24 protein-coding genes are annotated in these 23474 nt (G+C 68.0%); 19 read left to right on the top strand and 5 right to left on the bottom strand.

Features of this window, described 5'->3' with window-relative positions; genetic code table 11:
- Nucleotides 1–99 precede the first annotated feature (99 nt).
- The 6 genes from dnaK to A6E15_RS07985 all read left to right on the top strand — a co-directional run bounded on the left by dnaK (nucleotide 100) and on the right by A6E15_RS07985 (nucleotide 6040).
- Nucleotides 100–2079, top strand: a complete 1980-nt coding sequence (dnaK, locus tag A6E15_RS08005; protein ID WP_076145330.1) for a molecular chaperone DnaK — start codon at nucleotides 100–102, stop codon at nucleotides 2077–2079.
- Nucleotides 2080–2153: 74 nt separating this feature from the next.
- Entirely contained in the window at nucleotides 2154–2402 is a 249-nt protein-coding gene (locus tag A6E15_RS20310) for a hypothetical protein (RefSeq protein ID WP_139326578.1), read from the top strand.
- The gene (dnaJ, locus tag A6E15_RS08000; RefSeq protein ID WP_076145328.1) at nucleotides 2399–3583 is read left to right on the top strand and encodes a molecular chaperone DnaJ; all 1185 of its coding nucleotides are present in this window, start codon (nucleotides 2399–2401) and stop codon (nucleotides 3581–3583) included. Before A6E15_RS20310 ends, dnaJ begins: the two co-directional genes overlap by 4 nt.
- A gap of 93 nt (nucleotides 3584–3676) precedes the next feature.
- Entirely contained in the window at nucleotides 3677–4354 is a 678-nt protein-coding gene (locus A6E15_RS07995) for a sensor domain-containing protein (RefSeq protein WP_076145326.1), read from the top strand.
- A gap of 158 nt (nucleotides 4355–4512) precedes the next feature.
- Entirely contained in the window at nucleotides 4513–5106 is a 594-nt protein-coding gene (locus A6E15_RS07990; protein WP_076145324.1) for a DJ-1/PfpI family protein, read from the top strand.
- Between the two features lie 187 nt (nucleotides 5107–5293).
- Nucleotides 5294–6040 (top strand): hypothetical protein, encoded by a 747-nt coding sequence (locus A6E15_RS07985; RefSeq protein WP_076145322.1) that lies wholly within the window; start codon nucleotides 5294–5296, stop codon nucleotides 6038–6040.
- A gap of 176 nt (nucleotides 6041–6216) precedes the next feature.
- Here the strand turns inward: A6E15_RS07985 and A6E15_RS07980 are convergent, their stop codons facing one another.
- Nucleotides 6217–7425 (bottom strand): MFS transporter, encoded by a 1209-nt coding sequence (locus A6E15_RS07980; RefSeq protein WP_076145321.1) that lies wholly within the window; start codon nucleotides 7423–7425, stop codon nucleotides 6217–6219.
- A 314-nt stretch (nucleotides 7426–7739) separates the two neighbouring features.
- Between A6E15_RS07980 and A6E15_RS07975 the strand changes: the two genes are divergently transcribed.
- The gene (locus A6E15_RS07975) at nucleotides 7740–8021 is read left to right on the top strand and encodes a ubiquitin-like small modifier protein 1 (RefSeq protein WP_076145319.1); all 282 of its coding nucleotides are present in this window, start codon (nucleotides 7740–7742) and stop codon (nucleotides 8019–8021) included.
- 32 nt (nucleotides 8022–8053) lie between these two features.
- Here A6E15_RS07975 and A6E15_RS07970 read toward each other — a convergent pair whose 3' ends face one another.
- Nucleotides 8054–9724: an aldehyde ferredoxin oxidoreductase family protein gene (locus A6E15_RS07970; protein ID WP_076145317.1), complete on the bottom strand. Its 1671-nt coding sequence runs from the start codon at nucleotides 9722–9724 to the stop codon at nucleotides 8054–8056.
- A gap of 110 nt (nucleotides 9725–9834) precedes the next feature.
- Here A6E15_RS07970 and A6E15_RS07965 point away from each other — a divergent pair, with 110 nt between their 5' ends.
- The 4 genes from A6E15_RS07965 to A6E15_RS07950 all read left to right on the top strand — a co-directional run bounded on the left by A6E15_RS07965 (nucleotide 9835) and on the right by A6E15_RS07950 (nucleotide 13290).
- Nucleotides 9835–10488 carry an HAD family hydrolase gene (locus tag A6E15_RS07965; RefSeq protein WP_076145316.1) on the top strand — a complete coding sequence of 218 codons (654 nt, stop codon included), beginning with the start codon at nucleotides 9835–9837 and terminating at the stop codon, nucleotides 10486–10488.
- A gap of 78 nt (nucleotides 10489–10566) precedes the next feature.
- Nucleotides 10567–11493, top strand: coding sequence for a hypothetical protein (locus tag A6E15_RS07960; RefSeq protein ID WP_076145313.1), 927 nt, complete (start codon nucleotides 10567–10569; stop codon nucleotides 11491–11493).
- A gap of 123 nt (nucleotides 11494–11616) precedes the next feature.
- On the top strand, nucleotides 11617–12579 hold the full coding sequence (locus A6E15_RS07955) for a M48 family metallopeptidase (RefSeq protein WP_076145311.1): 963 nt from the start codon (nucleotides 11617–11619) through the stop codon (nucleotides 12577–12579).
- A 129-nt stretch (nucleotides 12580–12708) separates the two neighbouring features.
- Nucleotides 12709–13290 (top strand): GNAT family N-acetyltransferase, encoded by a 582-nt coding sequence (locus A6E15_RS07950; RefSeq protein WP_076145309.1) that lies wholly within the window; start codon nucleotides 12709–12711, stop codon nucleotides 13288–13290.
- Between the two features lie 17 nt (nucleotides 13291–13307).
- Here A6E15_RS07950 and A6E15_RS07945 read toward each other — a convergent pair whose 3' ends face one another.
- Nucleotides 13308–13568, bottom strand: coding sequence for a hypothetical protein (locus A6E15_RS07945; RefSeq protein ID WP_076145307.1), 261 nt, complete (start codon nucleotides 13566–13568; stop codon nucleotides 13308–13310).
- Nucleotides 13569–13624: 56 nt separating this feature from the next.
- On the opposite strand from A6E15_RS07945, the gene A6E15_RS07940 reads away from it, so the two are divergent.
- From A6E15_RS07940 to A6E15_RS20880, 4 genes are all read left to right on the top strand, one after another.
- Complete coding sequence (locus A6E15_RS07940) at nucleotides 13625–13984, top strand: hypothetical protein (RefSeq protein WP_076145305.1); 360 nt, start codon at nucleotides 13625–13627, stop codon at nucleotides 13982–13984.
- Nucleotides 13985–14152: 168 nt separating this feature from the next.
- Nucleotides 14153–15838 carry an acyl-CoA mutase large subunit family protein gene (locus A6E15_RS07935; RefSeq protein WP_076145303.1) on the top strand — a complete coding sequence of 562 codons (1686 nt, stop codon included), beginning with the start codon at nucleotides 14153–14155 and terminating at the stop codon, nucleotides 15836–15838.
- A gap of 64 nt (nucleotides 15839–15902) precedes the next feature.
- The gene (gene mce, locus A6E15_RS07930) at nucleotides 15903–16286 is read left to right on the top strand and encodes a methylmalonyl-CoA epimerase (RefSeq protein ID WP_076145300.1); all 384 of its coding nucleotides are present in this window, start codon (nucleotides 15903–15905) and stop codon (nucleotides 16284–16286) included.
- Between the two features lie 82 nt (nucleotides 16287–16368).
- Nucleotides 16369–16662: a hypothetical protein gene (locus A6E15_RS20880; protein ID WP_175607227.1), complete on the top strand. Its 294-nt coding sequence runs from the start codon at nucleotides 16369–16371 to the stop codon at nucleotides 16660–16662.
- A gap of 13 nt (nucleotides 16663–16675) precedes the next feature.
- On the opposite strand, the gene A6E15_RS07920 is transcribed toward A6E15_RS20880, so the two are convergent.
- On the bottom strand, nucleotides 16676–17317 hold the full coding sequence (locus A6E15_RS07920; protein ID WP_076145298.1) for a ferredoxin--NADP reductase: 642 nt from the start codon (nucleotides 17315–17317) through the stop codon (nucleotides 16676–16678).
- Between the two features lie 267 nt (nucleotides 17318–17584).
- Between A6E15_RS07920 and A6E15_RS07915 the strand changes: the two genes are divergently transcribed.
- Both A6E15_RS07915 and A6E15_RS07910 read left to right on the top strand, forming a co-directional pair.
- Nucleotides 17585–19339, top strand: coding sequence for a 2-oxoacid:acceptor oxidoreductase subunit alpha (locus A6E15_RS07915; protein ID WP_076145296.1), 1755 nt, complete (start codon nucleotides 17585–17587; stop codon nucleotides 19337–19339).
- Nucleotides 19339–20205, top strand: a complete 867-nt coding sequence (locus tag A6E15_RS07910; RefSeq protein ID WP_006650815.1) for a 2-oxoacid:ferredoxin oxidoreductase subunit beta — start codon at nucleotides 19339–19341, stop codon at nucleotides 20203–20205. The genes A6E15_RS07915 and A6E15_RS07910 overlap by 1 nt, the downstream gene beginning before the upstream one ends.
- 184 nt (nucleotides 20206–20389) lie before the next feature.
- Here A6E15_RS07910 and A6E15_RS07905 read toward each other — a convergent pair whose 3' ends face one another.
- Nucleotides 20390–21052, bottom strand: a complete 663-nt coding sequence (locus A6E15_RS07905) for a DUF6517 family protein (protein ID WP_084177349.1) — start codon at nucleotides 21050–21052, stop codon at nucleotides 20390–20392.
- Between the two features lie 146 nt (nucleotides 21053–21198).
- Here A6E15_RS07905 and A6E15_RS07900 point away from each other — a divergent pair, with 146 nt between their 5' ends.
- Together A6E15_RS07900 and A6E15_RS07895 are read left to right on the top strand one after the other, a co-directional pair.
- Nucleotides 21199–22320 carry a pyridoxal phosphate-dependent aminotransferase gene (locus tag A6E15_RS07900; RefSeq protein WP_076145292.1) on the top strand — a complete coding sequence of 374 codons (1122 nt, stop codon included), beginning with the start codon at nucleotides 21199–21201 and terminating at the stop codon, nucleotides 22318–22320.
- A gap of 124 nt (nucleotides 22321–22444) precedes the next feature.
- The gene (locus A6E15_RS07895) at nucleotides 22445–23410 is read left to right on the top strand and encodes an NADPH:quinone reductase (protein WP_076148256.1); all 966 of its coding nucleotides are present in this window, start codon (nucleotides 22445–22447) and stop codon (nucleotides 23408–23410) included.
- The last annotated feature ends 64 nt before the right edge of the window (nucleotides 23411–23474 follow it).

Here is a 23474-nt window from a genome sequence, read left to right as displayed (position 1 = left end):
GGCGTGAGCGAGTCGCTACGCCCCCGTCTCGGGCTTTTATTCGGTGTTCGCGCCCGGCTAGTAACCTTTAAAACAAAGTGCGCACAATACCCCTCCACGATGGCGAGCAACAAGATTCTCGGAATCGACCTCGGCACGACGAACAGCGCGTTCGCGGTGATGGAAGGCGGCGATCCGGAGATCATCGTCAACTCCGAAGGCGAACGGACGACCCCTTCCGTCGTCGCCTTCTCCGACGACGAGCGACTCGTCGGGAAGCCGGCCAAGAACCAGGCCGTCCAGAACCCCGAAAAGACGATTCAGTCGATCAAGCGCCACATCGGCGAGGAGGACTACACCGTCGAGATCAGCGAGGGATCGGAAGATCCCTCGAGCAGCCGGACGGAGTCCGGTGACGACGACGAGGAGTACACGCCCGAAGAGATCTCGGCGATGATCCTCCAGAAGATCAAACGCGACGCCGAGGACTATCTGGGCGACGAAGTCGAGAAAGCCGTCATCACGGTCCCCGCCTACTTCTCGGACCGACAGCGCCAGGCGACCAAGGACGCCGGCGAGATCGCCGGCTTCGAGGTCGAGCGCATCATCAACGAGCCGACGGCCGCCTCGATGGCCTACGGCCTCGAGGACGACCAGGACCAGACCGTCCTCGTCTACGACCTCGGTGGGGGGACCTTCGACGTCTCGATTCTCGACCTCGGCGGCGGCGTCTACGAGGTCGTCGCGACCAACGGCGACAACGACCTCGGCGGCGACGACTGGGACGAGGCCATCATCGACTGGCTCGCCGAGGAGTTCGAGGCGGAACACGGGATCGACCTCCGCGAGGACCGTCAGGCCCTCCAGCGGCTCAAAGACGCAGCCGAGGAGGCCAAGATCGAACTCTCCTCGCGCAAGGAAACCGAGATCAACCTGCCGTTCATCACGGCGACCGACGACGGCCCGATCCACTTAGAGAAGTCGCTGACCCGCGCGAAGTTCGAGTCGCTGACCAGCGACCTCATCGAGCGGACCGTCGAACCGACCGAGCAGGCCCTCGAGGACGCCGGCTACGAGAAAGACGAGATCGACGAGGTGCTGCTCGTCGGCGGCTCGACCCGGATGCCCCAGGTTGGCGAGAAGGTCGAGGAGCTGACCGGCAAGGAGCCCCAGAAGAACGTCAACCCCGACGAGGCCGTCGCGCTGGGCGCGGCGATCCAGGGCGGCGTGCTGGGCGGCGAGGTCGACGACATCGTTCTGCTCGACGTCACCCCGCTCTCGCTGGGGATCGAGGTCAAGGGTGGTCTCTTCGAGCGACTCATCGAGAAGAACACGACGATCCCGACCGAGGAGTCGAAGATTTTCACCACCGCGGCCGACAACCAGACCACGGTCCAGGTCCGGGTCTTCCAGGGCGAGCGCGAACTGGCCGAGGAGAACGAACTGCTCGGCGAGTTCCACCTGACCGGCATCCCGCCGGCACCCGCCGGAACGCCCCAGATCGAGGTCACCTTCTCCATCGACGAGAACGGTATCGTCAACGTCTCCGCCGAGGACAAAGGCAGCGGCACCACCGAGGAGATCACCATCGAGGGCGGTGCCGGCCTCTCCGACTCCGAGATCGAGAAGATGCAGCGCGAAGCCGAGAAACACGCCGAAGAGGACCAGCAAAAGCGCCAGCGGATCGAAGCCCGGAACAACGCCGAGGCGACGATCCAGCGCGCCGAGACGCTGCTCGAGGAGAACGACGAGCAGGTCGACGACGACCTCCGCGCCGACATCGAGGCCGAGATCGAGGACCTCGAGGCGACGATCGACGACGACGAGGCCGACGCCGACGACATCGAGACCGCGACCGAGAGCCTGAGCGAGGCGCTGCAGGAGATCGGCAAGCAGGTCTACCAGCAGGAAGCCGGTGCGGGCGCTGCCGGCGCTGGCGGTGCGGCCGGCGGCGCAGCGGGTGCCGGCGGTGCCGGAATGGGCGGCATGGGCGGCGGCCCCAACCCCGGCCCCGATGCGGGCGCTGCCGGTGACGAGGGTGAGGAGTTCGTCGACGCCGACTTCGAGGACGTCGACTTCGAGGAAGACGACGAGGAGTAACGACCGCTAACTCGCCACTCGGCTCCGCTTCGATATATGGTGGCGGTTTTGCTGTGAAATGAAGTAGTACCACGGTGAGCATCCGCGAGCGTAGCGAGCGGTTCCCCGCCGAAGCGGACGAAGTCCGCGGAGGCGGTCTTTTTTCATCGAAGTTTTTGCGCCGAGTGGTTCCGAGCGGTGCGCGGTTCGGAGCGAACGGAGTGAGCGAGAACCGCGACGATGCGAACGGCGAAGCCGTGAGCATAGCGAGGGACCCGAGGCGCAAAAAGTTCGGAACGGTCGTTTCAAGTGCCTCAGACGAGTATCGGTTGCACAACGAATGAGCGAGGACTTCTACGACGTACTCGGCGTGAGCCCCGACGCCTCTACCGAGGAGATCAAGCAGGCGTATCGGACGAAGGCCACCGAGTACCACCCCGACGTCAGCGACGACCCCGACGCCGAGGAGAAGTTCAAGAAAATCCAGAAGGCAAAGCAGGTCCTGACCGACGAGGAGAAGCGCGAGGCCTACGACCAGATGGGCCACGAGCGCTACGAGCAGGCCGAGAAACACGGCTTCGACGCCAGCGAGTCCGGCGGCGCGGGCGGCATGGGCGGCGGCCCGTTCGGCGGCGGCATGGGTGGTGGCGGTATGGGCGGCATGGGCGGCGGTGGCGGCGGCCTCGGCGACCTCTTCGAACAGGTCTTCGGCGGCGGTGGCGGCGGCCGCGGTCGCCGTCGCCCCCGCAAGGGCCGCGACCTGCGGACCGAACTCGAGATCGACCTCGAAGAGGCCTACGAGGGCGCGGAAAAGCAGTTCTCGCTCGAGCGGCCCGAGGAGTGTGACGTCTGCGAGGGCGAGGGCCACCCGCCGGAGGCCGACGCCGAGACCTGTCCGGAGTGTCAGGGCCGCGGGCAGGTGACGCAGGTTCAGCAGACGCCGCTCGGTAGGGTCCAGCAGACGACGGCCTGTCCCCGCTGTGAGGGCGAGGGGACGCTGTACTCCGAGACCTGCGACGAGTGTCGCGGCGAGGGCTACGTCCGCACCGAGGCGACGCTGACCGTCGAGGTCCCGGCCGGCATTCAGGAGGGCCAGACGCTGCGGATGGAAGGCGAGGGCGCACCCAGTCCCGAGGGCGGCCCCCGCGGCGACCTGCTGATCGACGTCTCGATCCGCGACCACGAGGAGTTCGAACGCGAGGGCGACGACCTGCGTTACCGGCTGCCGATCTCGTTCCCGCAGGCCACGTTCGGCGACACCGTCGAGGTCCCCACCCTCGAGGGCGGCGCGGAGTTCGAGATCCCCAAGGGGACCCAGAGCGGCGAGACCTTCCGCCTCGAGGGCAAGGGAATGCCCCGACTGCGCGGCCGCGGGCAGGGCGACCTCTACGTCAAGGTGCAGGTCGTCACCCCCGAGAGCTTAAACGAGGACCAGCGCGAGGCCCTCGAGGAGTTCGCGGAGGCCGGCGGCGACGAGATCGAGGTCAAGGAAGGCTTCTTCGAGAAGATCAAGCGGGCGTTCTGATCGAGCGCGATACTCGTACGGCGGCCGGGTCCGTTTTCTCGCTCGGAAATCGGTCGGGACTACTTCTTGTTCGCGTTACAAGTATCGGGTGAGATGGCGAGGTCAGCACGTGCGGGTGCAGATCGGTCCGTAATCAGTACCGTTCTCGGGGTCATCGCCGATCGACAGGCGTACAAGAACCTGTGTTACGTGGTCCTCGCGGGACCGCTCGGGATGGCGTACTACGCGTTCGTCACGATGGGGCTCGTGGTCGGCGCGGTCCTCTCGCCGGTCGGGATCGGGCTCGTCGTCCTGTTCGTGACGCTTCTCCTCGCTCGGCTCGCCGCGGGCGTCGAGCGGTGGCTCGCGAACGCGCTGCTGGGCCTCGAGTTGCGGACTGACGACACCGACATCGCGTCGGGACGCGGCGTCCGGGCACGGATCGGGACGTCCCTCGAGGCGTCCTCGACCTGGCGCGGACTGGGATTTCTCATGGTCAGGTTCCCGCTCGGAGTCATCGCGGTCGTGTTGCTGATCCCACTGTCGACCGCCCTTTCATTGGTATCCGCGCCGCTGCGGTACCCGTACGCGCCCGAACTGGTGACCGTCAACGACGAGCCGATCACGTGGCCGATCGAAACGTTGCCGGAGGCCGTCCTCGCCGCCGCGGTGGCGGTGGCGATCGGCGTCCTCGTCCTCCACCTCTCGAACGCGTTCGCGTACGTGGCCCGGCAGATGGCGACGGCGCTGCTCGACGATCCGGCGTCCGAGCCCGGCGGCGGAAGGACGTAGGTCGAGACGGCGCTCGCGGTCTCTGCGGGAGCTGACGCGCCGTCGGGACGGCCCGCGGCCGGGCGCCGACCGATGCCGAATCCCGCGTTGAATATGTGTCGTGACAACATCCACCATATCTATGCTCGCCGACGTCGAACGAGCAAGCGGGGATATCCATGACTAGCAAACGAATCCTGCTCCTCGCGGGCGACTTCGTCGAGGACTACGAGGTAATGGTCCCGCATCAGGCACTGCAGATGGTCGGCTACGAGGTACACGCCGTCTGCCCGGAAAAGGAGGCCGGCGACACCTGTCCGACCGCCGTCCACGACTTCGAGGGTGACCAAACCTACACCGAGAAGCCGGGCCACCAGTTCGAACTGACCCACGACTTCGACGCGGTCGAGCCGTCCGAGTACGACGCGCTGGTCGTCCCCGGCGGGCGCGCGCCCGAGTACCTCCGAACCTACGACGCGGTCCTCGAGATCACCCGGCACTTCTTCGAGGAGGACAAACCCGTCGCGGCGCTGTGTCACGGCCTCCAGATCCTCGCCGCGGCGGACGTCCTCGAGGGCCGGACCTGTACCGGGTATCCGGCGCTCGAGGCCGACGTCCGCGGCGCCGGCGCGGAGTGGACGAATGAGGTGACCCGCGACGGGAACCTCGTGACGGGACAGGCCTGGCCGGACCACCCCCAGTGGCTCGCCGAGTTCCTCGAGGTCCTCGGGACCGACGTGGATCACGCCGAGCCGGCGGCCGCCGACGACTGAGACGATTTGCTGTCCCGATGTCAGGTGGGGCCGCAGGACAGTCGCGGTCCCGCCGGCAATGACTGACAGGAGACCGTATGGGAGGGGCGGCCGACGGGAACCGAACCCCGCCGTATAGCGGGAATCGACGGCGAAACGGACGACGCGAGTCGGCGTGCTTTTTCCCCCGCGGTCCCCAGTCTCGAGTATGAACGCTGGGACGGTCGACGACCTGCTGACCCGCGAGCTGCGGGACGACCGGATCGCCCTCGTCGACGCGACGGGGCGGGAGTACGACTACCACTGGCTGTGTACGACCGCGTGGAAGGCCGGCAACTTCCTGCGCCACTCGGGCGTTCGCGAGGGCGTCACCGTCGGCGTCGTCGGCGACGGCCCCCTCGCACTGCTTGCCTGCTTCGGGACGACGCTGCTCGAGGGGACCACCCGCTTCGACCCCCCGACGGATCTCGCGGCCGAGGACGACTTCCGGACGCTCGTCGCGCCCGTCGACCGTCTCGAGTCCTACGACCTCCCCCAGGGGGCCCAGCGGGTCGGGTACGGTGACAAGCCCGACGCTCCGGACGTCCACCACTTCGACGCGGGGCTGTGGAGCGAGAACCCGTCGTTCCCGCCGCTCTCGATCGATCCCGACACTGCGATCCTGGCCGACGGCGAGCGAACGGTCACGCACGGGCAGGTCCTCGAGGCCGCACACGGCGTCCTCGAGGGGACCGACATCGGGCCCGACGACCGCGTCGTGGTCCGGGGACCGCTGTCTGACCCTCGGACCGTCGTCGCGGGCGTGATCGCGCCGCTGCTCGCGAAGGCCGTGATCGTGCTGCCGGGCGACGCAAACGACGGTGAGAAACTGGGCGACTACGCCGTCTCGAGCGAGTCCGACGCGTCGGTTCCGGAGTCGGGCCGAATCGACCTCGAGTCGGTGTCGCTCGAGTAGGCGGTCGCAGGGGGTATTCGGCCCACGCAGTGCGGGTCCGTTCACCGTTCCGAACTGCTGAGGGCAACCGGCAGCGACCGTCACACCTGTCCGGACGGCCTCGAGCGGGCCGTACTCTGTCGTGGGGTCGTGCGAGTCACAGCGACTCGAGACTCGAGGTGTCGAACGAGGCAGATTCAGGACGCCGCGCCGCGGAACCGGCTCGCCCCCAGTCCGACGGCGGCGATACCGGCGGTCGCTGCGGCGGCGGCGAAGACACCCTCGACGCCCGCCAGGGGGGCGAGCGTCCCGAACAGGACCGGCGAGAGGAACTGCCCGGTGTAGCCGAAGGAGGCGATGTAGGAACTGAACTGTCCCTGTCGGTCCGGCGGCGCGAGGGCCTCGACCCACGCGAACGTCGACGGGAAGACCAGTCCGATCCCGAGTCCGAACAGGACCACCGGGAGGGCCGCGCCAGCGGCGGTCTCGACGACCGTCGCGGTCGCGAGCCCGCCGGCCCAGAGGCCGAGGGCCGCGAGGACGAGCGTCGACCGGTCGGCGTAGCCAAGCAGTCGGTCGTAGGCGATCGCCGAGACGCCGCCCGCAGCGCCGTTGGCGGCCAGATAGAGGCTGATCCGCAGTGACGAGGTCACGCCGATGCCGGAGAGCAGCTGTGGATAGTAGACGACGATCACGTACAGCAGGGCGTTCGCCCCGAAGTACAGCAGGTAGACCAGCGGGAGCGCCGGCCGGTCGCGGAAGACCGCGAGGACGTCCCCAGTACCCGTTCCGGTCTCGCCGTCCCGTCCGCTCCCGTTCGCGGCCGTCTCGGGGTCGTCGCTCGAGGCCGCTAGCTCGGGAACCGTCGCCGCGGCCAGCAGGCCGAGCGGCACGGCGACGAGATAGATCCCGAAGGGGGCGTTCCACGCGAGGGTCCCGACCGCGCCGCCGACGAGCGGCCAGACCGCCGCGCCGGCGCTGTTCGCGCTGCTTCGATACCCCAGCGCGCGCTCCATCGCTTGTCCCTCGTAGAGATCGTAGATGAGGACGGTCACCGACGTGTACACCGCGGCGGTCCCGAGTCCGAGGACGACGCGGGAGGCAAGCAACGGGCGGAAGGAACTGACGAGCAGTCCCGCGCCGCCGCCGAGGCCGTAGACGAGCAGGCCGCCCACGAGGGGGCGACGCGGCCCGACCCGGTCGACGAGCGATCCCACGAGGGGGCTCGCGAGGACGATCACGCCGCCGTGAGTGGTGATGATCAGGCCGGCCGCGGACCCCGACACCCCGAGTTCGTCCCGTATCTGGGGGACGATCGGGCCGAGGATCGCCCCGGCCATGACCGTCAGCGTCGCCGCGGCCACCACGACCCAGAGCGTCCGTCGGAGTTGCGTCGACGTTGCCACTGGCCGGGTCTCCGAAGGGGACGCCCAACAGGATTGTGATCGCGGCCGACGCTGCCGACGAGTCGGCGTCGGTCCGACGGCGACCGGCTCCGGCCTCGAGTCACCGCGCTATAGTAGCCGCTGAAACGATTTACACACTGATCGCAACGCTATCGTGCGATCAGGTGCGCAATGACTCTCAGCGGCTACTGTAGTCCCGCCCACTCGTACCCGCGTGTTCGTCGGCCACGACCGGGCGAACCCGGAAGTGGCGAACGCTCGTCTCCCGCTCGCTGACCGTCGATTTCAAGACCCGCGCCGTCGAACGTGACGCCATGCAACTCGAGTGCGTTTTCTTCGGCCCCTTTCGCGACGCGGTCGGCGAGAAGACCGTCAGCTACGAGACGGAGGCCGAGACCGTCGGCGATCTTCTGGCCGACCTCGAGGCGGCGTTTCCGGGCCTTCAGGGGGAACTCGTCGCCGACGACGGGGCGGGGCTGGCCGGGGACACGGTCGTCACGAAAGCGGGGCGCAACGTCGTCCACCTCGAGGGGCTCGAGACCGAACTCGAGCCCGACGCGGTGATCCGGCTGGTGCCGTCGGTGTACGGCGGCTGACGGAGGCCGGCGAAAGTCCGTGCAGCGACGGCTCAGTCGGCCGACGGCGCGGGCGGCGACTCGATCGCGTGGGTCGGGACCGTTCCGTCGTCGTTCCAGCCCCGCGCCGCGTAGTACTCGCCGATCGCTTCGTCGAGGTCGGGGATCTCGTAGGGGAGGTCGTCGTCCGCCCGGTCGAACCCCCGCCGGTTGTTGAAGTGACGTTCCAGTTCTACCGCCCGGGCTCCGACCTCGAGCAAGTCCTCGTACTCGGCGTCGAACAGCGCCTCGAGGCGGTCGGGGGTGGCGTAGTCGCGCCCGAAGACGCAGACGATACCGGTATCGAGGAAGGCGGCGAGATCCTCCCGCTCGACGAGGCGCTCGGCCTTGCCGAGCGTCCCCTGCGGGTCGAGTTCGCCGCTGTACTCCAGCGCGAGCATGCTGGCGTAGAGGTGGTCGGCGCCGCGGTTCGCGACGGCGTAGGACAGCCCCTGCCCGTGGAGGACGCGGCCGTCGTGGGCGGCGAACTCCATGCCCTTCACGGTGTAGTTCTCGACCCCCAGCTCGTCGTGGGCGCGGTCGACGCCCTCCGCGAGCAGGTCGCCGATCCCCTCGCGGCGGGCGATCTTTTCGGTGACCTCGTGGGCGAGGTCCGAATCGCCGAACGCGTCCTCGCTCTCGAGGTAGGCCGCGACCGTGACGCCCGCGGAGATGGTGTCCATCCCCAGCGTGTCACAGAGTTCGTTCGACTGCATGACGTCGACGATATCGTCGACCCCCTGCATGGAGCCGAAGGCGTAGATCGTCTCGAACTCCGGCCCCTCGGTCTCGAGGCCGGTCTCCTCGTCGCGGGTGGGGAGCTTGCAGGCGTAGGCGCAGGCCGAACAGGCCCCCTTCTTGTACTTCTTCGCCTCGACGGCGTCGCCGCCGATGTCGGCGGCCCCCTCGAACTCGTACTCCCGGAAGTACCGCGTCGGCAGCGAGAAGTTGTCGTTGATGAACTCGGTGCCGCCCGCGGTGCCTTGACTGCGCATCCGATCGTCGGCCGTCGCGGCCTCGCGGTGGATCTCCGACTCGGGCGGGTCCGGGATCTCGACCGGCGGCTCGGCGTCGCCCGCGAAGGTGACGCACTTGACGTTTTTCGCGCCCAGCACCGCGCCGAGGCCGCCGCGGCCGAAGGCCCGCGAGTCGAAGGTCATCGCCGCGGCGAAGCGCACCCGATTCTCCCCCGCCGGGCCGATCGCGACGCAGTGTTCCGGGCCGAGATCGTGGCGCTCGCTCATGTAGTCGGAGGTCTCGGGGACCGTCGCCCCCTCGAGGTCGGGCACCGGCTCGAACTCGACGCCCGAGTCCGTGACGTGGACGGCGAGCAGTTCGTCGCTCTCGCCGACGACCTCGAGTGCGCTGCACCCCGTTCCGACGAAGTTCCGCGAGAGATACCCCCCGGCGTTGGCCGAGACGAGGCCGTCGGTCAGCGGCGAGAGCCCGGTCATGTTCATTCGGCCGGTAAAGGACATTCGGGACTGCTGGAGCGGGCCGGTCGACACGTAGACCCTGTTTTCCGGGCCGAACGGATCGGCGTCGAAGGGGATCCGTTCGTGTGCAAGCGCCGTCGCGGCCGCTCGACCTCCGATCGCGTCCGCGAGCAATTCGTCGATTTCCGTCCTGCGTGCGGTTCGCTCGCCCACGTCGACGGTGAGCAGCGGGCCTTTTGCGTGGAGCATGGGACGCAATAGCAGGGGCAGCCTCTTAGCTTTGGGTCGTCGTGACACGACGGTTCGACCGGTTCGGATCGGACAGATTTACGATCTCCGAGCGGACACCTCCGAGACGAATGCAATACGACGCGGTCCTGTTCGACTTCGATGGCGTCGTCGTCGAGACGCCCTCGCGCCGGCGACTGGCCGAGGCCCTGTCGCGGACGTACGAGCGGCTGGGCCGGTCGGGCCCGGCGACGGAGACGGTCCGCGAGTTGATGGCCGGCGACTTCGACGCGGTCGCCACGCGGTGTCGGGACCTCGGTATCGAGACCGACGCCTTCTGTGCGCGGGCGGCCCGCGAGATGGTTCGGACCCAGCTCGAGTCCGTCGAGCGGGGCCTGCGCTCGGCCTACGACGACGTCGCCGCGGTCCGATCGCTCGAGGTTCCGCTCGGGATCGTCAGCGACAACCATCCGACCGTCGTCTCGACGCTGCTCGACCGGTTCGGGGTCCGGTCGCCGTTCGAGACGGTTCGGGGCTGTCCGCTGACGCCAACCGGACTGGCTCGGCGCAAGCCCGATCCGACGAACATCGAGGCCGCGCTCGCCGACCTCGAGGCCGAGTCGGCGCTGTACGTCGGCGACAGGGTCGTCGACGTGCGGGCGGCCGACAACGCGGGGATCGATTCGGCGCTGCTCTCGCGGCCCGACGCGGACTCGGTGGACGCGGCCGTCGACCCGACCTATCGCCTCTCGTCGCTCGCGGCCGTGCCCTCGATCGTCGACTGACTCCCGTCGATCGCCCGGCGAGAGGCCGGTGGCAGATTCGTGGTCGCGCTTTTTCAGCCCCGTCCACGTAGCCGGCGTATGGAACCCGACGACACCTGGACGAGCCTCCGGCGACGGTGCGAGGCCCTCGAGCCGGGTGCGGAGCTGCTGACGCCGGTCTCCGAGCGCCCCTTCGAGATCGAGCGCACCGACGACGACCGACTCGTCGTCCGATTCGGCGACAGCGGCGAGACGCGGCCGCTGTGGCGCGAGCAGTTCGTCGTCTTCCTCGAGGAACTCGACGAGGGCGCGGTCCCCCTCGAGGGGCTCCAGCCGGGCGTCGAGCCCTACGCAAGCGTCCTGACGCTGGTCGCGGCGTACACGGCCGACGGCGACGCGATCCGGTACGATCCCGACGCCGCCGGCGGGGAGAGCCCGTTTCTCGTCTCGGCGGCGGCCGCGCGGGACCCGCCCGAGCGCGTCCACGACGACGCGCTCTTGCTCGCCGCCGTCCTCGAGCGGATCGACGCCGACGATCCGGCCGCCCTCGACACCGAGGCGCTGACTGACCTCTACGTGCTGGCCTCCGATGCCCAGCACGGGGCCGACCGCCTGCGGCGCTCGGCGCGGGACCCGCTGCTCGAGCGGCTCGGGCCGGACCAGCGGCTGCACGGCCGGTACGGCACCGTCCGCCGGACGACGCGGGAGCGCCAGCGCCCGAAAGACGAGGCGGCGATCTTCGAGGCGCTCGACGACCACGGCATCCCCCGCGAGTGGGTCACCGGCATCGACCGGGACAAACTCGACGTCGTACTCGCCGTGACCGACCTCGAGGAGGACGCCGTCTACGACGTCGAGGAGGACGTCTACGTCCAGAAGGTCGGCGTCGACGAGGACGAGAAGTACACCCGCCTGCAGGGACTGGCCGACCGGATCGACGACCTCGCGGACGCCGAGGGCGAGGAACTGCGCGCGGAACTCGACGCGCTCGAGGATCGGCTCGAGGAGGCGCTGTCGGCGGGGTAGTGTCGGCGGTGACGGCGGACCGGCGCTCGCCGGGGCGATCGGGAGCCGGCGAGCGACGATCGATCGCGTCGGACCGTCCCGATACCCGTTTTAATCGGCCGTCCCTATACGCAGTCGACAACGATGTCCGTCCCTCGAGCGGGAAGCGGGACCCGGCTCCTGATGGCTCTCGTCGGTCTCGCCCTCCTGGTGTGGTACCTCGCGCTTGCCGCGGTCAGCTACTGGGCGCTGTCGGTCCTTCGGGTGACCGCACCGGGGCCTCTCGGCACGCTCGCGCTGATCGCCGCCGTCGCCGTCGTCGGCGGCGTGCTGAGCTACCGGTTCGGCACGTCGCAACTGCTCTCGAGCCTCGAGGCGGTCGAACTCCCCCGATCCCACGCGCCCGGCCTCTTCCGGCGACTCGATCGCCTCGAGTCGCGGATGGACGTCGACTCGCCGACGGTCCTGCTCGCTCGATTGCCGATGCCCAACGCGTTCGCGCTGGGCACGGCGGGTAACGGGACGGTCGTCCTCGATCGGTCGCTGTTCCGGCTGCTCTCGCCCGACGAACTCGAGGCGCTGGTGGCCCACGAACTCGCCCACCTCGAGCGCTACGACGCGTTCGTCCAGACGCTGGCCTACAGCGGTTTCCGGACCCTCGCCGGGCTCGGCTTTCTGGTGCTCGCCCCGGTCCTGTTGCCGATCGCGGGGGTCGCCCGGGCGATCGCGTGGCTGCGCGGGCGACCGGGATCGTGGCAGCGAACGGCGTTCGGCCGGCTGCTGGTGGTGCTCGAGTCCGGCGCGGTCCTCGCGTTCCTCGCCGTGACGCTGCTGGTCCGGGCCCACTCGCGCCGCCGGGAGTACGCCGCCGACGATCGGGCCGCCGCGGTGACCGGCAAGCCGGTCGCGCTGGCCCGCGCGCTTCGGCGGATCCAGCGGGCCGCGGAGCCCCCGCGCGGGCTGCTCGCACCGCTGTACGTCACCACCGACGACGAGGACGCACTGACCCGGCTGCTGTCGACCCATCCCTCGACGGACGACCGGGTCGAACGGCTGCTCGAGCGCGCTCGAAACGGGGGTCGGGAAGCGCGGCGAGCGACGGACTGACTCGCTCGGCTCACGGTGTCGCGGTTCCGGCGGCTCGCTATCGACCGGTGAATCGGCCGTACTCGACGCCCGCGGAGCGGTCCTGCCAACCCACAAACGCTTTTGCCCGCACGTCACCTACGTCGAGGTATGTACGTGCGGGACGCGAAAAACAGGGAAGAGGTCTGGCTGCTCGACCACATCGAGTCGATGGGGCTCGACGAGACGGCGTTCCGCTCGCGCGACTACGTCGTGGCGATCGACGAGGAATCCGGCGAGAAGGCCGGCTTCGGCCGCATCCGGGTTCACAAGCCCGACGACGGCGACGACGTCTGTGAACTGACAAGCATCGGCGTCCTCGAGGGCTGGCGCGGACAGGGCGTCGGTGCCCACGTCGTCGAGCGGCTCGCGGAGTACGCCGGCGACGAGGGGTTCGACACCGTCTACGCTCTGACCGGCGAGGGGGCCTATCTCGCCCAGTTCGGCTTCCAGCGGGTCGACGAGTCGGCGCTGCCGCCGGTCCTCCGGGAGCGACTCGAGGCCAAGCGCGAGGGATCGGATCCGGACGCGAAGCCGCTGGCGATCGACGTCGCCGAGTTTCGGGTGCCCGACCGGCTCCGCGAGGCGTTCAAACGCGCCCCGGAGGGCCGGGCCGAAGCCGACGACGAGTCGCCCGAGGACTTCGGTATCGACCCCGAGTCGGCAACGTACAAGTACGATACCGGACGCTAAGTCGAACGGCGCGCCCGTCAACGACTCGAGCCCGGCCGGCCGGCGCGCTCGTGGAACCCGTGACGGAACGCGACCCAGCAGATCCCGCAGAGAAAGAGGATCGGCGGCGCGACGGCGAAGGCCCACAGCGGGTCCAGCCCCCACACCAGCAAGAGCAGGAGGTTTCCGAGCCCGATCGCCAGAAACGGCGCGACGTAGCGGGCCGCGCGGCGACGGTCGCCGCCGCGGCTCGGGGCCGACCGCTCGGTGGATTCCTCGAGCGCGCGCTCGTCGGACATACGCGTGCCGTCGACGCCTCGAAAGATAAGTGGCTGTTGCGACGCAAGTGACTCTCATGGAGACGCACGGATCCGACGAGACGGCGGGCCGAACGGACGCGGCCGGGACGACCGATCAGGCCGACACAAACGAGTCGTCCGACGACGACGGAGTTCGCGTCTGGCTCGTCGAGCGAACCTACGGCGACGACGAACTCAACATCGTCATCCTCGTGTACGCGACCGAAGACGGCCGGCAGTATCACCGGCGCGAGCGGGCACTGACGAGTTTCGGCGGCCCCGCTCGAGAGACGAAGGCGAGCCTGGTCGTGCCGCCGAACTCGCTCGGCACCGTCGACGACGCGGCGACCCGGGAACGCTACGCCGAGGAGGCCGCGCGGATGGCCGCCCGACACGATCCCGACGACAGCGTGTGAGACGGTCTCCCGTCCGTCAGTACCGGCGGGACCGCGACCGTCCTGCGGTCCCACCGGGACATCGGGACGGCAAACCGTATGCGCCGCCGGCGGCGCGACCGCGTCGCCGACCGCACGCCTCGCCGTGTTCATCAAAGTTCAAGCCCCGCCCGGTCCTCGGTAACCATAATGTTCGATCCCGACGAACTCGAGGAGATCCGTGCCAGCAAGGCGGAGTGGCACGAGGCGGAAGTCGAACCGGTCCTCGAGCGCTTCGGCGAGCGCAAGGAAACGTTCACGACCGACACGGGGGGCCAGGAGGTCGACCGGCTCTACACGCCCGACGACGTGGGCGATCTCGACTACGAGGAGGATCTCGGTAATCCGGGCGAGCCGCCGTACACGCGCGGCGTCTACTCGACCGGTTACCGCGGCCGGCTCTGGACGATGCGCCAGTACGCCGGGTTCTCGACGCCGGAAGACACCAACGAGCGATACCACTACCTGCTCGACGAGGGCCAGACGGGGCTGTCGATGGCCTTCGACCTCCCGACCCAGATGGGCTACGACTCCGACGCCGACATGGCCGCCGGCGAGGTCGGCAAGGCCGGCGTCGCGATCGACTCGCTCGAGGACATGGAGACCGTCTTCGACGGCATCCCGCTCGACGAGGTCTCGACCTCGATGACGATCAACGCGCCCGCGTCGGTGCTGCTGGCGATGTACATCGCGGTCGGCGACCAGCAGGGGGTCGACCGCTCGGAGCTGCGGGGGACGATCCAGAACGACCTCCTGAAGGAGTACATCGCGCGCAACACGTACATCTACCCGCCCGAGCCCTCGATGCGGATCATCACGGACATCTTCGACTTTTGTGCCTCCGAGACCCCGAAGTTCAACACGATCTCGATCTCGGGCTATCACATCCGCGAGGCCGGTTCCACGGCCGCTCAGGAGCTGGCGTTCACGCTCGGTAACGGCATCGAGTACGTCGAGACGGCGATCGAGGCCGGCCTCGACGTCGACGACTTCGCGCCGCAGCTTTCCTTTTTCTTCAACGGCCACAACAACATCTTCGAGGAGGTCGCGAAGTTCCGCGCGGCCCGTCGGATGTGGCACGATATCATCGAAGAGCGGTTCGACCCGGACGACCCCACGTCCAAGCAGCTCAAGTTCCACACCCAGACCGCCGGCTCGATGCTGACCGCCCAGCAGATCGAGAACAACGTCGTCCGCGTCGCCTACCAGGCGCTGGCAGCCGTTCTCGGCGGCACGCAGAGCCTCCACACCAACGGGAAAGACGAAGCGCTTGCGCTGCCGACCGAGGAATCGGTCCGGACGGCGCTTCGCACCCAGCAGATCCTCGCCCACGAGTCCGGCGCGGCCGACACCATCGACCCGCTCGCGGGCAGCTACTACGTCGAGTCCCTGACCGACGAAGTCGAGGCGGAGGCCTACGAAATCATGGACGAGGTCGAGGACCGGGGCGGCATGTTGGAAGCCGTCGAGCAGCAGTGGGTCCAGCGCCAGATCCAGGATACCGCCTTCGACCGCCAGAAGGAGATCGAGGAGAAAGAGCGCGTCATCGTCGGCGTCAACGAGTTCGAGACGGACGACGGGGAGCCCGAGATGGACGTTCAAGAGATCACCGAGGAAGACCAGCAGCGCCAGATCGACAGCCTCGAGCAGACCCGCGAGCGTCGGGACGACGAGGCCGTCGACGCGGCCCTCGAGGCGCTGCGTGACGCCGCCCGCGGCGACCAGAACCTGATGCCCTACATCATCGACGCCGTCAAGGCCTACGCGACGGTCGGCGAGATCTGTAACGTCATGCGCGACGAGTTCGGCGAGTACCAGCCCGGCGCGGCAGTGTAGGTCCTCGACGCTCCCTCGGGAAAAATCACAACAGTAACACGGCCATCGGCCGGAGTACAGGCCGATGCATTTCGATCACGCCGGCATCGCGACCGACGATGCACAGGGACTGGCAACGCTTTACGGCGATCTCTTCGATCTCGAGGTCGCCCGCGAGGAGGAGTTCGACGGCATGCGCGTCGTCTTCCTCGACTGCGGTGACGGCTACTTCGAACTGCTCGAGCCGATCGAGGAGGGGACGATCGCGCGCTATCTCGAGGACAACGGAGCGGGGATCCACCACCTCGCGCTCGCGACCGACGACATCGAGGGGGCCCTCGAGACGGTCCGAGACCACGACGTGGCGTTGATCGACGAGGAGCCCCGGCCGGGCGCGTGGGGGCATTCGGTCGCGTTTCTCCACCCCAAGGACACCGGCGGGATCCTGCTCGAACTCGTCGAACACTGAGACGGGCTGCCGTACCGACTTCTCGGTGCGACCGCGAGCTGGTCGCGGTTGCACCGGACACGATGTCCGATAGGTCGTATGCGTGGCCATCGGGCTACTCCGCGGCGTATTCGGCCGTCGTAACCCGTCGCCGTTCGTCGCCGGCCGCGTAGACGACCGCGACCCGGTCGGGGTACCGTCCCTCGAGATCGATCCGGGCCTCGTAGTCGGCGGCCCCGAGACAGTCGGCGCAGGTCTCGGACTCCTGCTCGCCGACGGCGACGCTGACCGCCAGCAGGTCGCGGGTTTCGTCGTCGGTCGCGTCGGCCGCAGCCGCGATCGCGGTCCCGAAACCCGCACTGCCGGCGGAGTCGCCTCGAGCGGTCGGCCGCGCTGAGTCGGCCGGCCCGTTAGCCGAAGTTCTCGATCAGCGCGTCGTCGGGATCGCCCCCCGCGGCCTCGATCGCGTCCGCGACGGCGGTGACGAAGCCGTCGAAGCCGAAGGCGTAGAGTTGGCCGTTTTCGCGGTGGGTTGCGACCGCGTCGGCCAGTTCCTCGGTCGCGCCGTCGTCGACGAAGACCACGGTCGCGCCCGCAGCGGACAGCGCCTCGAGCCGATCGGAGTGGGCGGGCTCGTCGGCCTGATAGATCACGGTGGCGTCGTGACCGGCACCGCGAGCGGCCTCGGCGACCGCGATCCCCGCACCGATTCCCGGGCCGCCAGCGGCGGCGACGACGTCGCCGTCGTCGTCGTCGTAGGCGATCCGGCCGAACGGGCCTTCGACGTGGACGGTCTCGCCGCCCTCGAGGCCCGCGAGCCACGGCGAGAGGTCGCCCTCCGGATCGATTCCGACGGTGAGTTCGAACGTCTCGCCGACCGACGGCGAAGAGAGCGTGTAGTGGCGGGCGATCTCCTCGTCCTCGGGGGCGGCCCGCAACAGAACGAACTGCCCGGGGCGGGCATCGAACCCTTCGGGCGTCTCGAGTTCGAGCGCGACGGTGTCGGGACCGACCTCGCTGACCGATGCGACCGTGACTGGCGTCCCATCCATGTCGAACCCGTTCGTCGGCGGGTTGAAAAGGCGTTCCGTTCTCCGCGACCCTCGCGAGCGGCCGTTTCGACGGGGACGATATCGTATGTTTTTCACAAACACATTCACTCGATTCCGTGTTTCTTTCTCTCGTAAACTCTCGCCGTGTAATTCTTAACGATTAATAACCGACTGTCCCGCCGTCCCGAACATATCCACCACCGATGCGGTGGTCAGCTTGGGGTTTCAGAAGCCTTTTCATTTATCGGGGGCAAGGTGCCTCATAACATGGCTGAGGATCTCAACTGGGCGATCGGAGGCGAAGCCGGCGACGGTATCGACTCCACCGGTAAAATCTTCGCCCAGGCACTGTCCCGGGCCGGAAGACACGTATTCACCTCCAAAGACTTCGCGTCGCGAATCCGTGGGGGCTACACGGCCTACAAGATTCGCACGTCCGTCGAGCAGGTTCAAAGCGTCGTGGACCGCCTCGACATTCTCGTCGCCCTGACACAGCGGACCATCGACGAGAACTTAGACGAACTCCACGAGGGCAGCGCCATCATTTACGACGGCGAACGCTCGTGGGACGCGGAGATCCCCGACGAGATGACCGCGGTCGACGTCCCGCTGAAATCGCTGGCCGAGGAGGCCGGCGGCGCGATCATGCGAAATATCGTCGCGCTGGGCGCGGCGTGTAAGATCACCGGCTTCGACGTCGAGTACTTAGACGAGGCCCTCGAGAAGCGCTTCGGCGGCAAGGGCTCGAAGATCGTCGAGAACAACAAGGAAGCCGCTCGAGCGGGACAGGAGTACGTCGAGGAGAACTACGACCTGAGTCACCTCGGCTACGACGTCGAGACGACCGACAACGACTACGTCCTGCTCAACGGCAACGAAGCGGTCGGCATGGGCGCGCTCGCGGCCGGCTGTCGGTTCTACGCCGGCTATCCGATCACGCCCGCGACTTCGATCATGGAGTACCTGACGGGTCGCATCGAGGACTACGGCGGCCACGTCGTGCAGGCCGAAGACGAACTGTCGGCGATCAACATGGCGCTGGGTGCCGCTCGCGGCGGCGCGCGCTCGATGACGGCGACCTCCGGTGCCGGGATCGACCTCATGACCGAGACGTTCGGGCTCGTCGCACAGAGTGAGACGCCGCTGGTTATCGCCGACGTCCAGCGGTCCGGTCCCTCGACGGGGATGCCGACGAAACAGGAACAGGGCGACCTCAACATGGCGCTGTACGGCGGCCACGGCGAAGTCCCGCGGTTCGTCGTCGCCCCCACGTCGATCACCGAGTGTTTCTGGAAGACCGTCGAGGCGTTCAACCTCGCCGAGAAGTACCAGACGCCGGTCTTCCTGGTCTCCGATCTGGCGATGTCGGTCACCGAACAGACGTTCCCGCCGGAGGCCTTCGACATGGACGAGGTCGAGATCGACCGCGGCAAGCTCGTCGACGAGGACGAGGCCGACGAGTGGCTCGACGCACAGGGCCACTTCCGGGCCCACGCCGTCACCGAGGACGGCGTCAGTCCGCGAGCCATCCCCGGCACGACCGACGCCGCCCACATGTCTACCGGCCTCGAACACGACGAACTCGGTCGCCGGACCGAGGAAGAGGACGAGCGCGTCCAGCAAGTCGACAAGCGCAACCGCAAGGTCGAGACCGCACGCGAACAAGAGGACTGGGACTACCGCGAGTTCGGCGATCCGGACGCGGACAACCTCGTCATCTCGTGGGGCTCGAACGAGGGCGCGCTCGTCGAGGCGCTCGACTACCTCGAGGCCGACGGGATCGACGTCCGCGTGATCTCGGTGCCCTACATCTTCCCGCGGCCCGACCTGACCGAGGAGATCGAGGCCGCCGACGAGACGATCGTCGTCGAGTGTAACGCGAACGGCCAGTTCGCGGACGTGATCGAACACGACGTGCTGACCCGCGTCAAGCGCATCAACAAGTACACCGGCGTGCGATTCAAGGCCGACGAACTCGCAGACGACATTACCGAGAAACTCACCGAGGAGGTACCCGCATAATGAGCTCCGACGTCCGATTCACCGACTTCAAATCCGACAAGCAGCCAACGTGGTGTCCCGGCTGCGGCGACTTCGGGACGATGAACGGCATGATGAAAGCGCTGGCCAACACCGGCAACGATCCCGACAACACGTTCGTCGTCGCCGGGATCGGCTGTTCCGGAAAGATCGGGACCTACATGCACAGCTACGCCCTCCACGGGGTTCACGGTCGCGCGCTCCCGGTCGGCACCGGCGTCAAGATGGCCCGGCCCGACGTCGAGGTCATGGTCGCCGGTGGCGACGGTGACGGCTACTCGATCGGTGCCGGCCACTTCGTTCACGCCGTCCGCCGGAACGTCGACATGACCTACGTGGTTATGGACAACCGCATCTACGGCCTGACCAAGGGCCAGGCCTCACCGACCTCGCGGTCGGACTTCGAGACCTCGACGACTCCCGAAGGACCCAAGCAGCCGCCGGTCAACCCGCTGGCGCTCGCGCTGGCCTCCGGCGCGTCCTTCATCGCCCAGTCCTTTAGCTCGGACGCGATGCGCCACGCCGAGATCGTCGAGAAGGCCATCGAACACGACGGCTTCGGCTTCGTCAACGTCTTCAGCCCCTGTGTCACGTTCAACGACGTCGACACCTACGACTACTTCCGCGACAGCTTAGTCGACCTGCAGGAAGACGAGGACCACGACCCCCACGACTACGAGGCCGCCAAGGAAGTCATCCTCGACAGCGAGAAGGAGTACCAGGGCGTCATGTATCAGGACGAGAACTCGGTTCCCTACCACGAGAAACACGGCGTCACCGAGGACATGTCCGAGATTCCCGACGGCGCGCCCGAGGACGCGATGGACCTCGTCCGCGAGTTCTACTGAGGCCGCCGTCGATTCCGACTGATTCGCGCTTTTTCGGATCCCGATCGCGGTATCCGCGATCCTCTCACGCCCGCCATAGCGTTTTGATCCCGTGACTCACGCATCGCGGCAACTGATATCGAACACTCGAGTCGCGGGACGGCACCCGAAACCGGACCAGAGTCGCCGGCCAGGGCGACGATCGTCAGGCCGGGTGTTCGACGGACTCGAGCAGGACTTCGGCGTTGGCCGACTCCTCGGTGAGCAGTTTGGGATAGGTGCCGAGCAGGACGAGCAGGTCGCCCTCGTGGTCGAAGGAGGTGAGTTTGATCTCGACGTCGATCGGTTCGCCGCCGAGTTCCGACTCGCCGAGGAAGGCATCGACCTCCCGGCCGTCCCCGAGGATGTCGAGGCCGAACGTCTCCTGGTGCTGGATGTCGCTGATGTCGCCCTGTCCCCCTTCGAACCCGCCGAGGAACCGGTCGATAAGTTCCTCGTTGGAGAGGTCGTCGATCGGATTGAGCGATCGGCCGGCGACCTCCATTCCCGGGATCGAAACGGCGGCGAAGGCGGCCCCGTCGCGTTCTTCGCCCTGGTACTCGACGGCCTTCGAGTAGACGGCCGTCGAAATCGACGCCTCGACCCGACGCTCGACGCCGCCGGGGAGTTCGACCGAGCGGTCGATCGTCCGCTCGCTGATGTCGTCTTCTGCGTAGCCGGTCTCCTCGAGTGCGTCGTCGGTCGGGCGAACGGCGTCCGAATCGAACGCGAGCGGTTCGTTCCCGAGGACGACGTCGATACAGCCGGCGGTGAGCGCGATCGTCCCGGTCGCGCCCGCGGCGAGCAGCGATCGTCGAGAGAGAGTCATTACAGGTGGGTACGTTACGAGCGGCATATTCCTTGTGGCTTCTTCAGTTTCGCAGACAAGACTATCAGGCCTCGTTGAACGTCGAGAGCGGATGATAGCGGACAGACACATCAAGAGTTATCGGGGTCGGCATCCCCCATCTAGCCATGACTGACTTTGCAGACCGCGTCGAGCAGGTGTCGATCAGCGGTATCCGGGAGGTCTTCGAGGCCGCTGGCGAGGACGCTATCAACCTCGGCCTCGGCCAGCCGGACTTCCCCACCCCGGCCCACGCCCGGCGCGGGGCCATCGAGGCCATCGAGTCGGGACGGGCCGACGCCTACACCTCGAACAAGGGGACCGAACAGCTCCGGGAAGCGATTTCCGCGAAGTACGACCGCGACTACGGCCTCGCGGTCGATCCCGCCGACGTGATCGCGACCTCCGGGGGGAGCGAGGCCCTGCATCTGGCGCTCGAGGCCCACGTCAATCCCGGCGAGGAGGTCATCTTCCCCGATCCGGGCTTCGTCTCCTACGACGCCCTGACCCGCATCGCCGACGGCACGCCGAAGCCGGTCGGGCTGCGGGAGGACCTCACCCTCGATCCCGCGACCGTCGAGGACGCTATCACCGAAGAGACTGCGGCGTTCGTCGTCAACAGCCCCGCGAACCCCACCGGGGCCGTCCAGAGCGAGGCCGACATGCGCGAGTTCGCCCGCATCGCCGACGAACACGACGTCCTCTGTATTTCCGACGAGGTCTACGAACACATCGTCTTCGAGGGCGAGCATCGTTCGCCGCTCGAGTTCGCCGAGACGGACAACGTCGTCGTCGTCAGCGCCTGCTCGAAGACCTACTCGATGACCGGCTGGCGGCTCGGCTGGGTCGTCGGCTCGAACCGCCGTATCGAGCGGATGCTGCGGGTCCACCAGTACGGACAGGCCTGTGCCTCCGCGCCCGCCCAGTACGCCGCCGAGGCCGCCCTGACCGGCCCCCAAGAGCCGGTCGAGGAGATGGTCGAGACCTTCGAACAGCGCCGCGACCTCGTCCTCGACGGGCTCACCGACGCCGGCCTCGAGGTACCCACCCCGGAGGGGGCCTTCTACGCGATGCCGAAGGTCCCCGAGGGCTGGTGTGAGGAGGTGCTGGATCGGGGCGTCGTCGTCGTTCCCGGCGACGCATTCGGCGCGAACGGCGAGGGCTACGCGCGACTGTCCTACGCGACCGGGACCGAGGAGTTGAAGGAGGCGCTCGAGATCATCGACGACGCGACGCGAGCCGTCCAGTAGCTCGCTCAAGCCGTTTCCGGTTTGTCCGGTCTTCCCTGCAGCTTTCTCTGTCGCCGAGAAAGTCGCCGTCTCCTCTGCCGTCACGTGTATCGTTTTACCGTCCCGATCCGTGTGTCCGAACGAGATGAGAGCTGTACGCCTTCGGGAACACGGCGACGCGGACGTACTGCAGGTCGAGGAGATCGATCGGCCCGAGCCGGCCGCCGACGAGTTGCTCGTCGAGGTCGCCTCTGCGGGGGTCAACCCCGTCGACACCTACTTCCGGGACGGATCGTACGAACCGGTCGACGTGCCCTTTACGCCCGGCGTCGACGTCGCGGGGACCGTCGCGGCGACCGGCGATAGCGTCACGGGCTTCGACGAGGGCGATCGCGTCTACGGCACCGGCATCGGCAACGGCGACTCACAGGGCGCGTACGCGGAGTACGTGACGATCCCGACGAATCGGGTGGTTCACCTCCCCGACGGTGCAGATCTGATCGAGGCCGGCGGAGCCGGCGTCGCCGCCGTCACCGCCTGGCGCGCGCTGATCGACCACGCCGACCTCGAGCCCGCGGAGTACTGTTTGGTCCACGGCGGCTCCGGCGGCGTCGGCCACGCGGCCGTCCAGATCGCGGCCGCCGTCAGCGCGCGAGTGATCACGACCGCGTCCGAGGAGTACCACGACGACCTGACCGAGTACGGAGCCGAGACGGTGCTTGAATACGGCCGCGACGACTTGGCCGACGCCGTCCGCGAGGCGGCCGACGGCGGGGTCGACGCGGTACTCGACCACCGACTCGACGACTACCTGCAGTTCGACGCCGACGTCGCCGCGACGGGCGCTCGCGTCGTCGGTATCGGCGAGAACAGCCCCGATCCGGGCTTCACGAACGACGGCGCGGCCCGGTCGAAAGACGTCTCCTACCAGTTCATGAGCATGTTCAACACGCCGGATCTGCGTGTTCCGCTGCGCGGGGCCGCCCATCTCATGGACGCCGGTGACCTCTCGATCGACGTCGCCCGGACCTACGACCTCGAGGAGGCGGCCGAGGCCCAGCGCGCGGTCATGACGGACAGCTTCCTCGGGAAACTCGTGATCGAGCCCTAACGGACCGCGGCTCACAGCGAAAACAGCACTGTCGGTCGGTCAGACCGGGCTCCGAACCGCGTCC

It is taken from the genome of Natrinema saccharevitans, from assembly GCF_001953745.1.
In the GTDB taxonomy this organism is placed as follows: domain Archaea; phylum Halobacteriota; class Halobacteria; order Halobacteriales; family Natrialbaceae; genus Natrinema; species Natrinema saccharevitans.
The sequence above is the reverse complement of the archived record's forward strand: the minus strand, read 5'-3'. Positions and strand labels throughout refer to the sequence as shown.

What these genes read in the sequence shown, in the direction of transcription:
- dnaK (WP_076145330.1), top strand. Translation starts at nt 100, where the DNA reads ATGGCGAGCAACAAGATTCTCGGAATCGACCTCGGCACGACGAACAGC.
- dnaJ (WP_076145328.1), top strand. Translation starts at nt 2,399, where the DNA reads ATGAGCGAGGACTTCTACGACGTACTCGGCGTGAGCCCCGACGCCTCT.
- A6E15_RS07995 (WP_076145326.1), top strand. Translation starts at nt 3,677, where the DNA reads ATGGCGAGGTCAGCACGTGCGGGTGCAGATCGGTCCGTAATCAGTACC.
- A6E15_RS07990 (WP_076145324.1), top strand. Translation starts at nt 4,513, where the DNA reads ATGACTAGCAAACGAATCCTGCTCCTCGCGGGCGACTTCGTCGAGGAC.
- A6E15_RS07985 (WP_076145322.1), top strand. Translation starts at nt 5,294, where the DNA reads ATGAACGCTGGGACGGTCGACGACCTGCTGACCCGCGAGCTGCGGGAC.
- A6E15_RS07975 (WP_076145319.1), top strand. Translation starts at nt 7,740, where the DNA reads ATGCAACTCGAGTGCGTTTTCTTCGGCCCCTTTCGCGACGCGGTCGGC.
- A6E15_RS07970 (WP_076145317.1), bottom strand. Translation starts at nt 9,724, where the DNA reads ATGCTCCACGCAAAAGGCCCGCTGCTCACCGTCGACGTGGGCGAGCGA.
- A6E15_RS07965 (WP_076145316.1), top strand. Translation starts at nt 9,835, where the DNA reads ATGCAATACGACGCGGTCCTGTTCGACTTCGATGGCGTCGTCGTCGAG.
- A6E15_RS07960 (WP_076145313.1), top strand. Translation starts at nt 10,567, where the DNA reads ATGGAACCCGACGACACCTGGACGAGCCTCCGGCGACGGTGCGAGGCC.
- A6E15_RS07955 (WP_076145311.1), top strand. Translation starts at nt 11,617, where the DNA reads ATGTCCGTCCCTCGAGCGGGAAGCGGGACCCGGCTCCTGATGGCTCTC.
- A6E15_RS07950 (WP_076145309.1), top strand. Translation starts at nt 12,709, where the DNA reads ATGTACGTGCGGGACGCGAAAAACAGGGAAGAGGTCTGGCTGCTCGAC.
- A6E15_RS07945 (WP_076145307.1), bottom strand. Translation starts at nt 13,568, where the DNA reads ATGTCCGACGAGCGCGCGCTCGAGGAATCCACCGAGCGGTCGGCCCCG.
- A6E15_RS07940 (WP_076145305.1), top strand. Translation starts at nt 13,625, where the DNA reads ATGGAGACGCACGGATCCGACGAGACGGCGGGCCGAACGGACGCGGCC.
- A6E15_RS07935 (WP_076145303.1), top strand. Translation starts at nt 14,153, where the DNA reads ATGTTCGATCCCGACGAACTCGAGGAGATCCGTGCCAGCAAGGCGGAG.
- mce (WP_076145300.1), top strand. Translation starts at nt 15,903, where the DNA reads ATGCATTTCGATCACGCCGGCATCGCGACCGACGATGCACAGGGACTG.
- A6E15_RS07920 (WP_076145298.1), bottom strand. Translation starts at nt 17,317, where the DNA reads ATGGATGGGACGCCAGTCACGGTCGCATCGGTCAGCGAGGTCGGTCCC.
- A6E15_RS07915 (WP_076145296.1), top strand. Translation starts at nt 17,585, where the DNA reads ATGGCTGAGGATCTCAACTGGGCGATCGGAGGCGAAGCCGGCGACGGT.
- A6E15_RS07910 (WP_006650815.1), top strand. Translation starts at nt 19,339, where the DNA reads ATGAGCTCCGACGTCCGATTCACCGACTTCAAATCCGACAAGCAGCCA.
- A6E15_RS07905 (WP_084177349.1), bottom strand. Translation starts at nt 21,052, where the DNA reads ATGACTCTCTCTCGACGATCGCTGCTCGCCGCGGGCGCGACCGGGACG.
- A6E15_RS07900 (WP_076145292.1), top strand. Translation starts at nt 21,199, where the DNA reads ATGACTGACTTTGCAGACCGCGTCGAGCAGGTGTCGATCAGCGGTATC.
- A6E15_RS07895 (WP_076148256.1), top strand. Translation starts at nt 22,445, where the DNA reads ATGAGAGCTGTACGCCTTCGGGAACACGGCGACGCGGACGTACTGCAG.